Below are 13,200 nucleotides of genomic sequence, written 5' to 3'. Positions count from 1 at the left end.
TTTTTATTACAATGTAATGATATTTTCTTCTTTACTTTCTACTTTTCCACTCTTCTCAAGTGATATTTGTTGTCCCTCTTTTAGGTTGGTAAATACAATTGGTGTGATAACCGGCATTCCTTTACTTTGAATAAAGGACAGATCTGCTTTAAGCAGTGGTTGTCCAGCTTCGACCTTATCTCCTTCTTCAATGAGCATTTCAAAGCCGTCTCCTTTTAAATTAACCGTATCAATACCAACATGAATAAGAATTTCTTTTCCACCATCTGACTGTAAACCAATGGCATGTTTAGTTGGGAAAACATTTACCACTTTCCCATTTACAGGTGAAACAACTAGACCGTCTTCTGGTACAATCGCAAAACCATCACCCATCATTTTTCCAGAAAATACTTGATCAGGAACTTCTGTTATTGGCAATAGCTCTCCTTTCATTGGTGAAACAATTGCTTCTGTTTCAGCTTCATTTTGCATTGCCTCTGGATTGACTTCTTCAATCTGTTGTTGAACTTCTTCATCTTGATCTGTTTCCACAGGACGTGGTGTTTTACCAGACATAATATCTTGCATTTGTCCTTTAATCGTTTCGGAACGTGGACCAAAAATGGCTTGAATATTATCGCCAACTTCTAATACACCTGAAGCGCCTAGCTTCTTCAATCTTTCTTTATCGACATTTTTGATCGAATTAACGGACACACGTAAACGTGTAATACATGCATCTAAGTGTGCAATATTTTCTTGACCACCCATTGCTTCTAATACATCATAAGCAAGCTCACCAGTTTGTCCATTATTATTTTCCTCTTCCTCTTCCACTTTCTCCCGACCTGGAGTCATTAAGTTAAACTTCTGAATGAAGAAGCGGAAAATGACGTAGTAAATAACAGCAAATGCTAATCCTAATAGGATGGTGATCCACCACGGTTCTTTATTCGGTAAAATTCCAAATAATACAAAGTCAATCGCACCACCGGAAAACGTATAACCGACATTAACGCTAAAGAACGTCATTAGTACGAATGAAAGTCCATCTAAAACCGCATGTAAGAGAAATAATAGCGGCGAAACAAACATAAATGAAAATTCGAGCGGCTCAGTAATCCCTGTTAAAAAGGATGTTAATGCTGCAGAGCCTAACAAACCAGCAACGACCTTTTTCTTTTCTGGTCGTGCTGTATGATACATAGCTAGCGCTGCTGCTGGTAAACCAAACATCATAACTGGAAATTCCCCTGCCATAAAGTTACCAGCTGTAATTTCTACCCCATCTTTTAACTGGGCAAAGAAAATCGTCATATCTCCACGAACTAAATCACCTGCTACAGTAGTATACGAACCAAATTCATACCAAAATGGCGCATGGAAAATATGGTGCAATCCAAATGGAATAAGTAATCTTTTTACAAAACCAAAGAAGAAAACAGCTAAATATGTTCCTTCCTCAATTAGCCAATAGGATGCACTATTCATCGCATCTTGCACAGGTGGCCAAACAAATAATAGCGCAATACCTGCAAGAAATGAAAACGCAGCCGTAACAATTGGTACAAATCGCTTTCCAGCAAAGAAACCGAGAAAAGCGGGCATTTCAATATTGTGATAGCGATTATAACAAAATGCGGCAATCAAACCTACAATGATACCTCCAAACACGCCTGTTTGTAACGTAGGAATGCCTAATACAGAAGCAAACCCAGGGTCTGATTCGATCATTTCTGGGGTAACATCGATCCAAGAGCCCATTACTTGGTTTAAGACTAAATACCCTACAAGAGCTGCTAAACCAGCTGCCCCATCACTCGCTAAACCTATGGCTACACCAATCGCAAAGATAAGCGCCAAGTTACTAAAAATAATTCCACCGGCATCTTCCATGACAGTGGCAACCAATTGAATCCAATCCGCTTTTAAAAACGGTAAGTATCCTAACATCGTCTCTTGCTGTGCTGCATTACCAAACCCAAGCAATAAACCAGCAGCCGGTAATAACGCGACTGGAAGCATAAGTGCTTTACCAACTTTTTGTAAGACACCAAAAGCTTTTTTAAACATCTTTTTTCCTCCTTTTATGCAACAACCAACATTAAAATTTCGAGAAGCTTTCTTTACCATTTATCCTTCCCAAAATCTATAAGAAAAATGAAAAAAACATGACTTATTAGCAAGTATCATGACGAAATCCTTCACTTTACTTCACACTATAAACTTGAAAAACGCGCTTTTCGCCAAAGTGTTTATAACACTAGAACGTCAACATTTTTCTTAAAGGATAAACCCTAAAGAACAAAAAAAGGCATGAGTAGAAATCAGAAACAAGCAGTAGGGGCTATACGTGTACCCTACTGTCCTATTTCATAATCTTTCCACTCATGCCTGATCGTATCAGTAACACGGAAAATGTATTATGAGTCATGTTTTTGATAGAGGCGTTGCAAGTGCATCGTTAAATACACCGCTTCCGCTTCATATACTGGTTGCTTTAATGTTTGTTGCATCATTTTAATCAATTTCCACGCTAGATTATAACATGTTGGGTATTCCTTTTTCAAGAGGGAAGCTATTTTAACTGGTTCATCTACTGTCTCCCCCTTTAACACGCGTTCGATTGTATAGCGCACATGCCGAACAAGGCGTACGTACTCTATCCCGCCTCTGTCCACTTTAATTTTTAATTGTTCTTCAATAATATCGACAAATTGCGTAACCAATTGGGAGTATTTATTGATATCAGAGAGAGCTTTATTCGATATGGCACTGTGTACATGTAAAGCAATAAAGCCAATTTCCCCTTCAGGAAGATGAATATCCAACCTATGATTCATGTCTTCAACAATTTCTGAGGCGATCTCATACTCAAAAGGATATAATGCTTTTGTTTCGGCAAGAAAAGGATTTTTTATTTCCAAACCTTTTAGCATACGATGGTAAGCAAACAACACATGATCAGTTAGAGCCACATGAACGGATTCATTCAACATGACATGTGATCGTTTCTGAATTAATTCTACCGCTTTAACAATGGAATCCAACAATGTATGATCTATGTTTGGAAGCAATTGCTTATATTGCGCCTGCGCCTGTTCATCACGTAATACAAACAGCTTTTCTATTTGCTCTTTATGGATAATGTCTTTTTTCTTATAATGAAAACCAATTCCATTACCAATCAAGACGACTTCATTTTGCTGATTATCCAAAGCAATGAGGACGTTATTATTTAGTGATTTCTTAACCGTAAACGTGTTCAAAATGTTTATCTCCTTAAAGCAGTATTGGCAATACGTACAATGATAACTTGTTGTTACTACAGGAAACATTATGCACGATTAGCTAGAAACATTGCAAGTAGATTGAATTGATTGAATCTACTACAGATTAAGGTTTGAAATGACCACCGAAGAAAAAGCATACGTTAATATATCTCCAGTAGTTGCGCTAAATTAATAAGCTTTCTCCATATAGCTATTATTTTGATGAATTAAGGATAAAAGTCATGTTAAAGCCTCTATGACTTGCAATTAATTCTTCTCATGTTTGGAATAGAAAAAATTTGGCTTATGCACCGTATTATCAAATGGTTTATGAAAAATATGTGTTGTTGCTGGTGACAATGGAGGAATAAGCCATGACCATTTACCAGTAACTGTTCTGCCTTGTTTTTGTTCATTCTTTTCAAATACCGCAAATTGTTTAGCTGCTGTATGATGATCAACAATGGAAACCCCTGCTTGTTTAAATGACTCTAAAACCGCAATGTTTAATTCAACTAAGGCACGATCTTTCCATAATGTATTTAAATGCTTTGTGTTTAACCTCAACTGTTTCGCGACTAAAGGTAATAAATTGTAACGGTTCTCATCAGCAAGGTTTCTTGCCCCAATTTCTGTTCCCATGTACCATCCGTTAAACGGGGCAGCATAATAACTTATACCACCTATTTCCAAGCGCATATCAGAAATAATTGGTACACCATACCATTTTACTTTTTGCTGAGCAAAAATATCTTCCGTTGGATGTTGGATGGGAACTTCTAAAACCATATCGCTAGGAATCTCCATCCACTCTGGTTCTCCATCATCAACTTGGATAACTAATGGGAGCAAATCAAAAGGAGTTCCTTCCCCTTTCCAGCCAAGTTTTTGACATTGCTGTGTAAAAGTAATCGAATCAGGGTCACCTATTATTCCATTTTCTGTTTGGTAACCAGCGTAGCGAAGCAGCTGATGATTCCATATTTTCACTGGAGCATGTCCATCCTTTGTTGGTGAGAATATCGTAATTAACGGTCGAATTTTCCCGCCGTTTCCAGCGTAACGAATGTGATGCAATAACTGTTCAAAAACATGTTGGCTTTTATTCACAGAACGCGCATCAATAACTTCCATACGCTCCCAAAACAACCTACCAATACAACGGTTAGAATTTCTCCAAGCTACTTTCGCCCCGTAGGTTAATTCCTCATACGTATGCTCATAAGTGCCTGTTTGTTCCATTTCACGTTGTACCTCTTGTAGTCGGTATTCAAGCTCTTTTTCTAACCCACATTCATTGTGATACAGTTGCAAAAAATGTACAGCTTCTGCCCATAGTTGCTCTTGATTATCATGCATATATTATCCTCCGATGTTTGAACTCTTTTATAGTTTATCAAAGCCATTTTCCTTCATGTGTGACAAACTTTCAACAACTGAGCCATATTCTAATTAATAATTTGTTTTCCTTTCACATCATCATTATCCTATTCCTTTTTTAAAAATAGACTTTCCACCAAACCATGAATACGAAAACAGCTGCTAGATTTTCACTTTACTATCAACCTTTTACATTTTATACTCTTATGAGGATGATTATAGCATCCATAGGAGTCCTGTAAGAAAATCAACTTTTAGTACAATAAATTGTCGTTCATTCCATGTAAACGACACTGAATTCTACTGCATTGTAAAATTTTATTGACGGTTTTCAGTTCTTTCGTTTTTTCTGTCTAGATGTAGTAAGATAGATTGGGTAGAATAAAAGAGGGAGATTCGAATGGAAGATTTACTACACGATTTACTTAATGAACAGCTTATTTTAGTCTTTGTTATTTTGTTTTTAGGATCATTATTAGGACAATTAAAAATAAAAGGCATCTGTCTAGGCTCAGCTGGAGTTCTAGTAATTGCGATGCTTTTTGGACATTTTGGTTATCAAGTATCAACAGCAGTACAAAATTTGGGGCTTAGCTTATTCATAGTTGCCGTTGGGCTACAAGCGGGGCCGCGTTTTTTCCGTATGATGCGTTCTAATGGGATCGTTTTTTGCCTTATTTCTCTATTTATCGTCATTAGTGCAGCTGTAACTTCTGTTGTCGTTGCTAAAATTTTCGACCTGCCAACAGCACTAGCTATTGGGTTATTAACAGGTGCATTAACAAACACCTCAGGCTTAGCAGCAGCTCTGCAAGCAACCAATGACCCGATGGCATCTGTTGGTTATGGGATCGCCTATCCATTCGGCGTGCTTGCTATTATACTATTCGTTCAGCTTTTACCGCGTATTGGGAAGATAAACCTTGCTAAAGACTTAGAAGAAACAAACAGCCCGATAAAAACAGAACACTCACCAGAAGTAATGACATTTAAAGTAACGAACCCAAAATTGCATAAAAAAACATTACGCGAGCTCGGTTTTAGTCGAAATTCTGTCGTGATCAGCCGGATTATCCGTGGAGTTCACACCATGATTGCACTTCACGACACTACTATTTTATTAGGAGATTACCTCGTTTCCGTTGGGGAAGCTGACGAACTGAAAGCTTTTGGAGAATATGTTGGTGAACCCGTCAATGCAACGATGGATAACCCTGATAATATACAATTACGCAAGATTACGGTTGAGGATGAAGACTTAGTTGGTAAAAACATGAAAGAACTTAGACTGAGGAGAGATTATGGGGCAACCGTAACCAGAATTGAACGAGATGGAATTGAGCTAAATCAAAATCCGAACACTCCTTTACTTCGTGGAGATGTCTTAACGATGGTAAGTAGTGAAAATCGATTAGATGAAATAGAAAAATTCTTTTCCCGTAAAAAACTATCTGTAACAAACATTCACATCCTATCCATTAGTGTTACGCTTTTAGTCGGTATTCTAGTTGGAATGCTACCAATTCCTATACCAGGATTAGGAACGATGCAGCTCGGATTAGCAGGAGGCCCTTTAATTGTTGCTTTAATCATTGGCCACTTTGGAAAGCTAGGCCCCATCCATGTACGGTATTACGGTCCAGCTATTCACGTTATAAGCGAATTAGGTCTTGTCTTATTTTTGGCAGGCGCTGGAACAACAGCAGGCCAAGGTTTAATTGATGTGATCCAAAAGCAAGGTGTCGTATTAGTTGTTAGTGGAACTATTATAACGACTGTGTCCATCTTATGTGGATATTTTGTAGCAAGAAAACTGTTTAAGTTGGGCGTTGTCTACTCACTAGGTACTTTATGTGGTGGTAGAACATGTACGCCTGGACTAGGTGCCTTGAATTTACAAATAGATTCTGAAGAACCAGCTATTGCTTATGCTGCAGCTTATCCTTTTTCACTTATTTTTGGTACGGTTGCCGCTCAATTTGTGTTAGTTTTCTTCTAAAAAATAAAGATGAAGATATCACAACCTTTATTTGTACATTTTCTCACATAGTACTACCATCTATTAACAGATTAAAAATCAGTGGAGAAAAAAACAAACTCCACTGATTTTTTCTATTACTTTTTAAACTGTTTCTTTTTTATCGTATGCTTTTCAACCTCATCTTTTAAAACTGTATAACCAATTCCTGGCGCATCATTTACTGTTAAGACACCGTCTTCTGCCACTACCTCCGGATTAATAATATCTTTTTCCCAATATCTAGAAGAAGACGCTGTGTCTCCCGGAAGTGTAAAGTTGGCTAGCGAAGCAATAGCAATATTGTGCGCGCGTCCAACACCAGACTCTAACATTCCACCACACCATAAGGGTATCCCTGCTTGTTCACATAGGTCATGAATTCGTTTTGATTCGGTCAATCCGCCTACACGACCGATTTTTAAATTAATTATTTTGCAACTTCCTAAAGCAATTGCTTTCCGAGCATCTTCATAAGAATGGATGCTTTCATCTAGACACACTGGTGTTTCAATCTCTTTTTGTAACGTAGCATGATCAAGGATATCATCAGCTGCAAGCGGCTGCTCAATCATCATTAAATGAAACGCATCCAAAGCTTTCAACGTGTCCATATCTTCCAGCGTATAAGCAGAGTTTGCATCTACCATTAAAGGGATATCTGGAAAATGCTGACGTACTTCTCGTACTACATCCACATCTTTACCAGGCTTAATTTTTATTTTAATTCGTTTGTAACCTTCATCCACTTTTTCTTGAATATTTGCTAGTAGTGCTTCAATATTTTCCTCGATTCCTAAGCTAATCCCTACTTCGATTTGCTTTTTGGTTCCACCTAATACGGAAGATAAAGACTTTTCTTGCTGTTTTGCATACAAATCCCACATAGCACCTTCCAAAGCTGATTTAGCCATATAATTGCCTTTATACGGTTTAAACGTATGTTGTAAATCGTTTGGGTGGCTTATCTCTTGTTTCAATGCCTCTGGAACGAGAAACTGGTCAAGCATCATCCAGCTTTGTTGCGTAAATTCTTCACTATACATCGGACGTTCGGAAGCTACACCTTCGCCCCACCCAGATCGACCACTAGCATCTTTCACCTCTACTAATAAAAAACCGCGATCTTGCTCAGTACCAAAGCTTGTTGTAAATGGGTGTTTCATTTTCATTTTCAATTGATATAAAATAATTTCTGAAATATCCACTAGTTATCTACTCCTTTTTTTAAAACAAATTACCATTGGGACTTTGCTATCCTTTCGGAAAGATTTAGCTATGTTTACATAGTATCATGTTTGAATGAAGGATGGTTCAGCAAATCCTTTCATATGTGTCAAGTTTTTCTCGACATATTTGTAACCTCAATATATCCAGCTATTTGAAATGTAGGCAAGATTGAACTCATGAAGCCTATACAGGCCCCCAACTAATAAATACTGCAACCGTTAAGTAGACAATACCGATAATGAACCAAATAATTACTAAAGGTATAATGAATTTTACCCACTTTACCCAGGAAATACCAGCTATCGCTAGGGTAGCCATCAAAATTCCAGAAATAGGAGTAATGACGTTTGAAAATCCATCCCCCATTTTGTATGCTTGAACCGCCACTTGTCTTGGAATTTCCATCATATCTGCTAAAGGGGTCATAATAGGCATGACAATTACTGCTTGTCCACTTCCAGAGGAAACAATAATGTTAAACAAAAAATTAGCTAAAAACATCATATTTGCGCCTAATACACTGGAGAATGGATCCATGATCGTAGCCATCCCTTGGACAATCGTATCCAGAATTTGACCGTTTTCTAAAACAACAACGATAGAACGAGCCATTCCAATAATCAATGCTCCATATACTAAACCACGACAACCATTAAAAAATTGTGTAACGAGTTCATTAGGATGCATTCTAGCAAGAAAAGCTGTTCCTATTGCAATAACGATAAACATAGCGGCCATTTGGTTTAGCGACCAATCATACTGAAAGACACCAAACACATAAATAGCTATGCCAACCGCTAGCCATGTTAATACTAACTTATGAACAGTGGTAAGTTGTGCATGAACGCTTTCGAAAGCTTTTTCTTCTGATTTTGGAAATGGGTTGTCTCCTAATACACTTTTGGTTGGGTCTTTTTTAATTCGATTCGCATACCACCAAACATAGCCAATCGTAGATCCAAGTACAGTTACATAAATGAGGATTCGATAGCTAATACCTGAGAAAAGAGGAACTTGAGCAATTTCTTGAGCCGTCCCTGTTGTTAACGGGTCAAGAAATGCTGTGTTAAACCCTGCATAAGCTCCCAAATATATAATGGACACGCCAACAATAGCGTCTAATTTCATAGAACGCGCTAGGATAATCCCTATTGGTATAAATGCAATGACAGCATTTACTATAATTCCCAATGCTCCAAATATTGAAAATAACGTACTAACGAGAATAATTAGTAAATATTCCTTATTCTTCGTTTTATTAATAGTCTTCATAATAAGTGCATCGATCGCTCCCGTATACTCAATGACCCCAAAAGCACCACCAATGATAAGCACTAAGAAGATAAGCCCTGCTGAATCAATCATTCCTTGTTGAATAGATACAAATAAATCCATAAAGGAAGCTGGGTCCTGCTCAATTTGTTGGTAGCTCTCAGGCACTACTATCGTTTTGTCATCCACTGTTTCCCGCTCAAAACTCCCCGCTGGGATAATATACGTGGCTATAGCAGCTAGCACTAAAATCATAAATAAAATAACATAAGCATCTGGCAAACCTAGCTTCTTCTTGTCTTTTTGTGTGAATCCTGATGAATTTTTCATAGTCTCCTCCGATTTTTCTAAATTTTATTAACTTGCATGATATTATAATAAAGCATATAATTTATTTCAATACTAAATTAAAATAATAGTTTAAAAACTTTTAAACTTCCACTCTTGTAAAGCGAACCGCAATTAGGGGAGTTCTTTCATTCTCCACTAGATTTTCTTCGCATGTCATGAGTATGACCTACAACCCTCTTACAAAAAGGAATAGAGATGTTGTTAGCTGACTTAGATGTTTCAACTCATCTTTTTCAATTCTTAAAGGAGAAGCCTTATAACACTTTTTAAACAGGAAAGGAGATCGCCTCTCATGGCTAACTTAGAACAAAAAATAAAAAACACGTTCCATCATTTACATAACCATGCAGAAATCAGTTGGGAAGAGATGGAAACGACCAACTACATCAAGCATATTCTTCAAGAACAAGGGTGTGATGTGCATACATTCACAGATCACACAGGGGTTATTGGGCGATTTGGAAACTTTGAAAAAGATTTACCAATAGTAGCCATTCGAGCTGATATCGACGCACTTTGGCAAGAAGTAGATGGCACATTTCAAGCCAATCATTCTTGTGGACATGACGCACATATGGCTATGGTATTAGGGCTATTGTGGAAATTAAAACAGAGCTCCAGTCTTCAAGACAAGGTAGCGATAAAATTTATTTTTCAACCTGCAGAAGAAACAGGGACTGGCGCATTAAAATTAGTAGAAAAAGGTGTTGTAGAAGATGTCGATTATTTATTTGGCGTCCATTTACGACCAAAACAAGAGACACCGATGCACAATGCAGCTCCCGTCATTGTGCATGGAGCATGTAAAACATACAAAGGGAAAATTATTGGTGTAGACGCACATGGGGCAAGACCGCACTTAAATACGAATGCAATTGAAGTTGGTGCACAAATTGTACAATTACTAAGTAAGATTCATTTAGATCCAACCGTCCCGCATTCTGTAAAAATGACGAGCTTCCAAGCTGGTAGCAAGAGCACCAACATTATACCTGGAAGTGCTACTTTTGCAATCGACATGCGGGCACAAACGAATGAAGCGATGGATGAGCTAGATAAGCAAGTAGGAGCCATTTTTGATTCAATACAACATCTTTACCCAATTAACATAGACATTATGGAGAAGCATGGCATTGCTGCAGCCAAAACAAATAAGGAAGCAACATCTATAATGACAACTGCTATTACCAATGTGTTAGGGAAAGAAGCCGTTCAGCCCCCTTTAATTACTCCTGGAGGAGATGATTTTCACTTCTATACAATTAAGAAGCCAGAATTAAAAGCGACTATGCTAGGTCTCGGTTGTGATTTAACGCCAGGATTACATCACCCACAAATGACATTTAATTCTGATGCACTCATCAACGGTGTTGAAATTCTAACGGAAGCAGTTCGACAAGTTTATGAATTGTAGAGCATTTTCTATTAAAAGGTTGGTTTCCATTTTCGTTATATCTCAAGTTGTACGTTCTAAAGGTGTGCAGAGGAAATAGACGTAGACACTGTAGTAAGAAGGCATTGGTGAGCCCCTACATTGCGCCTGCACGAGGGGGCTATCCAACCACTTACGAAAAGCAACATGTTTTGCAGAGCATTTTAGAGGCATGAACTACTTCTACTCGTTCATGTTTTTCTTTGTTCAGAATACTTTTGTTACAACTTCGAGGTTACACAATGCATTTAAAAGTTGAAAAATTCCTTTACTATACATTTTTACCTCTTTCCCCTTCATTCAACAACTGATAAATTTCATAGATTCTCACCCACCTTTTAGTAATATATTTTAAAAATGGTTTAAACAGGATATTAAAGCGATTACAATGTTTTTCAATCATTCAAAGCTTGAAAAATTTTTGAACAATCTTCCCAAGAACAAGATTTTTCCTTTCGTTGTAGTAAAATAGATACTATGAAAGAAAGAGGAGAGGAAAATGGAAACATTACTTCACGATTTACTCGACGAACAACTTATTTTAGTTTTTGCCATTTTACTGATTGGCTCTTTTCTTGGCCAACTTAAATTAAAAGGACTAAGCTTCGGTTCTGCCGGAGTTTTACTTGTTGCTATGATTTTTGGACATTTTGGATATAACGTATCGCCAATTGTACAAAACCTAGGTTTGAGCTTATTTATAGTAGCTATCGGTTTACAGGCTGGCCCACGATTTTTCAGAATGATCCGTTCTAATGGAATTATATTCTGTAGTATCTCTTTATGTATTGTTACCAGTGCAGTCATCACTACCATTATAGTTGCAAAAACATTTGATCTTGAAGCAGCGCTAAGCATTGGATTAATGACCGGAGCATTAACAAGTACTCCTGGTTTAGCTGCAGCATTACAAGCAACAAATGATTCCATCGCTTCTGTCGGTTATGGAATTGGGTACCCTTTCGGTGTGCTAGCAATCATTTTATTTGTTCAGCTTTTGCCTCGTTTTAGTAAAGTCGACTTAATGAAAGATTTAGAGGCATCAAAAAATCCAATTAAAGATGAACATTCACCTGAAGTGATGTCATTTAAAGTAACCAATCCAAAACTTCATAGAAAAACCTTAAAAGAGCTTGCGATTAGTAAAAAGGATGTCGTAATTAGCAGAATTATTCGCAACGGACATACGATGATTGCTCTCAGCGATACTCCTGTACTTATGGGGGACAACCTTGTTACTGTTGGAGAAGAAGATGAATTGAAATCTTTTGGCACCTATGTCGGACAAAAAGTAACCACGCAACTAGAAAACCCAGATAATATACAGTTTAAAAAAATCACTGTAGAAGACGAGTCCGTTATTGGAAAAAGCATGAAGGAATTAAAATTGAGAAAAAAATATGGTGCCACCGTAACTAGAATTGAACGTGAAGGACTAGAATTAAAGCAACATCCTACGATGCGCTTGCTCCGAGGTGATGTTTTAACCATTGTAAGCACGGAAAATCGTTTGAAGCAAGTTGAAAAATTATTTTCGCGAAAAAACCCAGCCGTCACCAATGTACACATTTTCTCGATTAGTATAACACTATTATTAGGAATCATTGTTGGTATGCTCCCCATTTTCATTCCAGGGTTAGGAACAATTAAACTAGGAATAGCTGGTGGGCCACTTTTTGTTGCTTTAATTGTTGGTCATTTCGGTAACGTTGGACCCATACATGTCCGTTATTATGCCCCAGCAAATCATGTCATTCGAGAATTAGGTCTTGTATTATTTCTAGCAGGTGCTGGAACAACAGCGGGACAGGGACTTGTAAATGTGATACAAACAGAAGGAGTGCAGCTTGCGGTTGGAGGAACGATCATCACGCTTGTGCCACTCTTTATCGGTTATTTAGTAGCAAAAAAACTATTTAAGCTTAGCATTGTGCACTCACTTGGTTCACTGTGCGGCGGTAGGACGAGCACCCCTGCTTTAGGTGCATTAAATCAAGTGGTAGATTCCGATGATGCCGTTATTGCCTACGCTGCTGCTTACCCATTTTCACTGATTTTTGTTGCTATTTCAACACAATTAATGATGTTTTTTCTGTAATTCATGCTCATCAATGAACATGGGCCTCTGTCATTTTAACAAATAACGTAGCACTTATATGTTAGCTTGCATTTACGCCTTTTGCCATAGGACTTGGCGAAAGGCGTAGTTTTTCTTATACTATACACCTTTATACTTTTATGCTTTCCTATAGTACTAGTAAAAA

At 37.6% G+C, this 13,200-nt stretch carries 8 protein-coding genes; 3 read left to right on the top strand and 5 right to left on the bottom strand.

Annotation, left to right across the window (positions count from 1 at the left end):
* Window positions 1-6: 6 nt before the first annotated feature.
* From ptsG to BUB45_RS04695, 3 genes are all read right to left on the bottom strand, one after another.
* Window positions 7-2,055, bottom strand: a complete 2,049-nt coding sequence (gene ptsG, locus BUB45_RS04705) for a glucose-specific PTS transporter subunit IIBC (protein WP_073005833.1) — start codon at window positions 2,053-2,055, stop codon at window positions 7-9.
* 350 nt (window positions 2,056-2,405) lie between these two features.
* Entirely contained in the window at window positions 2,406-3,251 is an 846-nt protein-coding gene (glcT, locus tag BUB45_RS04700; RefSeq protein WP_073005831.1) for a glucose PTS transporter transcription antiterminator GlcT, read from the bottom strand.
* A 270-nt stretch (window positions 3,252-3,521) separates the two neighbouring features.
* Window positions 3,522-4,613 (bottom strand): nitric oxide synthase oxygenase, encoded by a 1,092-nt coding sequence (locus BUB45_RS04695; protein WP_073005829.1) that lies wholly within the window; start codon window positions 4,611-4,613, stop codon window positions 3,522-3,524.
* Window positions 4,614-5,034: 421 nt separating this feature from the next.
* Between BUB45_RS04695 and BUB45_RS04690 the strand changes: the two genes are divergently transcribed.
* Window positions 5,035-6,633, top strand: coding sequence for an aspartate:alanine exchanger family transporter (locus BUB45_RS04690; RefSeq protein WP_073005828.1), 1,599 nt, complete (start codon window positions 5,035-5,037; stop codon window positions 6,631-6,633).
* A 116-nt stretch (window positions 6,634-6,749) separates the two neighbouring features.
* On the opposite strand, the gene menC is transcribed toward BUB45_RS04690, so the two are convergent.
* Together menC and BUB45_RS04680 are read right to left on the bottom strand one after the other, a co-directional pair.
* Window positions 6,750-7,859, bottom strand: a complete 1,110-nt coding sequence (gene menC / locus BUB45_RS04685) for an o-succinylbenzoate synthase (RefSeq protein WP_073005826.1) — start codon at window positions 7,857-7,859, stop codon at window positions 6,750-6,752.
* Window positions 7,860-8,064: 205 nt separating this feature from the next.
* The gene (locus BUB45_RS04680) at window positions 8,065-9,483 is read right to left on the bottom strand and encodes a YfcC family protein (RefSeq protein ID WP_073005825.1); all 1,419 of its coding nucleotides are present in this window, start codon (window positions 9,481-9,483) and stop codon (window positions 8,065-8,067) included.
* Between the two features lie 313 nt (window positions 9,484-9,796).
* Here BUB45_RS04680 and BUB45_RS04675 point away from each other — a divergent pair, with 313 nt between their 5' ends.
* Window positions 9,797-10,918, top strand: a complete 1,122-nt coding sequence (locus BUB45_RS04675; RefSeq protein ID WP_073005823.1) for a M20 peptidase aminoacylase family protein — start codon at window positions 9,797-9,799, stop codon at window positions 10,916-10,918.
* 517 nt (window positions 10,919-11,435) lie between these two features.
* Window positions 11,436-13,034, top strand: a complete 1,599-nt coding sequence (locus BUB45_RS04670; protein ID WP_073005821.1) for an aspartate:alanine exchanger family transporter — start codon at window positions 11,436-11,438, stop codon at window positions 13,032-13,034.
* The last annotated feature ends 166 nt before the right edge of the window (window positions 13,035-13,200 follow it).

This window comes from Virgibacillus chiguensis, from assembly GCF_900129865.1.
In the GTDB taxonomy this organism is placed as follows: domain Bacteria; phylum Bacillota; class Bacilli; order Bacillales; family Amphibacillaceae; genus Virgibacillus; species Virgibacillus chiguensis.
The sequence above is the reverse complement of the archived record's forward strand: the minus strand, read 5'-3'. Positions and strand labels throughout refer to the sequence as shown.

Coding starts and splice junctions, on each gene's coding strand:
- ptsG (WP_073005833.1), bottom strand. CDS start 2,055: ATGTTTAAAAAAGCTTTTGGTGTCTTACAAAAAGTTGGTAAAGCACTT.
- BUB45_RS04695 (WP_073005829.1), bottom strand. CDS start 4,613: ATGCATGATAATCAAGAGCAACTATGGGCAGAAGCTGTACATTTTTTG.
- BUB45_RS04690 (WP_073005828.1), top strand. CDS start 5,035: ATGGAAGATTTACTACACGATTTACTTAATGAACAGCTTATTTTAGTC.
- BUB45_RS04680 (WP_073005825.1), bottom strand. CDS start 9,483: ATGAAAAATTCATCAGGATTCACACAAAAAGACAAGAAGAAGCTAGGT.
- BUB45_RS04675 (WP_073005823.1), top strand. CDS start 9,797: ATGGCTAACTTAGAACAAAAAATAAAAAACACGTTCCATCATTTACAT.
- BUB45_RS04670 (WP_073005821.1), top strand. CDS start 11,436: ATGGAAACATTACTTCACGATTTACTCGACGAACAACTTATTTTAGTT.